Source organism: Nostoc flagelliforme FACHB-838 (genome assembly GCF_014698065.1).
In the GTDB taxonomy this organism is placed as follows: domain Bacteria; phylum Cyanobacteriota; class Cyanobacteriia; order Cyanobacteriales; family Nostocaceae; genus Nostoc; species Nostoc flagelliforme_B.
Window position 1 is genome coordinate 1 of sequence record NZ_JACJSI010000649.1, and the last position, 2,226, is coordinate 2,226.

At 42.2% G+C, this 2,226-nt stretch carries 1 protein-coding gene; it reads right to left on the reverse strand.

Going from position 1 to position 2,226, the window contains the following annotated elements; translation table 11 throughout:
• Positions 1–371: 371 nt before the first annotated feature.
• The gene (locus H6G97_RS50215) at positions 372–1,796 is read right to left on the reverse strand and encodes a peroxidase family protein (RefSeq protein WP_190947671.1); all 1,425 of its coding nucleotides are present in this window, start codon (positions 1,794–1,796) and stop codon (positions 372–374) included.
• Positions 1,797–2,226: the final 430 nt, after the last annotated feature.

Here is a 2,226-nt window from a genome sequence, read left to right on the forward strand (position 1 = left end):
ATGTAGTTTGAGTCTTGGTGTATTTCACCCTGATTCAGGGTCGTCAATATTTAGATGCGTTTGCCCTGCTCCTCCAAACTATGCCCCTCGTAAGAAGAAGGACTCCCGAGGCATAAATTACTCAACAAAATTCATCACCTGAATTTTTAAAAATAATGATGGGGTAAGAGGTGGAAGCATACCTCTTATCCCATCAGATATGTTTTTTTTAATGTTAAGAGTGAATGCCATTTGGCTTGAATAGTCTCATGGTTACAAAATGTTGATTCAACAATTGAACCTTTGCAACGATAAAGTTCTTAGCCGAAGTAAGTATAATTGCACAGCGAAACTTGAGTGGAAAACAAGCCTTAAGCTGATGGACAGTAAGTTTATGCAACTCCAGCAAATTTCAGCAAGCTAACAATACCAAATTTCTCCTCTGCATTAACTGGCAGTGTCGGATGCCAAGTCGGATCTGCTCTTAAGAAAGATAGGCGGTCTCCTTCTAACAGACCAATGAATACTTCTGCCACGAGCCGACCACCTACAGGGCCTAAAGTTCTGCCCTCGGCTCGTAGTTCTGCTTCTTTGAGAATATAGAACCATAAAGGTGTTTTCTGCTCCATTTGAACTCCCAAATCTTTTAAATCTTTAAGGTCATTGTTAGCAAGAGGTTCAATGCACATTGCTTTAGCGAGCGCTTGTCCTGATGGTAAGCTGAAAGTCAAATGTCGCAATAAATTTCTCTGCGCCAAAGAAGAAGGGTTGTCAGACAAGCCAGCTATAGCACTGAAAGGCAGTTGGAACAGTGCGCTTGATATCTTGGAATCAATTTTTTTGCTGATGTTGTCAGGTTCCGGGCTGCCATCTATCTGAAAAAATCTGTGCCATTCCACAAACCTTCGTAGAGCGCGCTTGCCACCAGCTAAATTGTCAGGGTCAGGGCCTGGGTTAGCCGGATCTGTACCGAACATGGCAGCACGGAACCCGCTATTGACCACGTATCCTGGTCTGACTTGGCTGTGACCAAAACGGTATGCAGCGACAGAAAACTCTACAGGAATAAATGGTTCGTTGCGCCATTTGTAAAACTTGCGACCATTCTTAAGGATATCTTGTACCAGTTGTTCACCGATGATATGAGGTAAAAACTCATGTAGTACAATCCATTGGTAATGCCAGCGCACTAAACGCTGTGCTTCTGTGAATGCTTGAGTGGGGTCGGTAATTCCGTCGGCGATAACTTTGTCGATTACCGCATTGTGGAATTTGAGGAACGCTACGTGTAATTGAGAGAGAATTGTGTTTTCGTCATTGCGCGGATCGCCAATCAAAGCTGTATTTTGACTATTTCTAGGCAGGTCGTCTTTAGATTCTGCATTGGTGGGATCAAGTTTCTCAATTAGGAACTTGATCCCACGGCCATTTGGTGAATTATCGTACAAATGGGGACTAGCAGCCGGGCCAGAGCCATAGATACTATCTAGCTCGAACGCTGGGGTACGGAAGTTAACGATTGATTCTGGGTCGTTTTGTCGTTCAAGGCTAGAAGTAGGATCGAAGGTGAGATCGTGGTCAAGAAACTGGCCAAGAAATGTAAAACCGGCTGGTAGGACAGCATTATCAGGATTGTCAGCCCCTGCATCCATGATTCCACCGAGTTCTCCCAGAGTTAGTAGCGATTTTCGTACCGCTTGTGTGTCAGGTAAAAACGGCACTAGCGATGGAAAAAGTCTGCCAAACCTGCCCTTATCGTAATACTTGGATCTGGGGGGGACAATATCTCTCAAGTACAGTTGTCCATGTTTAGTCATTGGAATTCCTCAAAGATTGATTAAAACCTAGTCCTATGCGAAATAATAAGCAACTCAAACACTTGTAGCGATAGTAAATAACGCTGTAAAATTGAGGATACAATTATATTGTTTGAGTAAAATTGAAGCTTGGTTTTATGCCAAATATTGTTTGGTTAAGCTCTAATAATTAATTAACTCTAATTCTGAAATTTACGCAGATGTTTACAAAACTTAAAAAACACTTTAATTGCCAATTAACCTTACAATGCAGAAAAATACAATTTATAAATAGATTTAAATAATCCATATCTTACTGCTTAAATGAAAACCGCTGCCTCATGTTCTGCAAGTTTCCTGCTTCCCCTTCCGGCATTATCCGCACAATCCTCTGCTTCCTTGCCCAATCCAACCAAGTGCTGACATTGGTTGTTGTCACAGTATTCTTCCC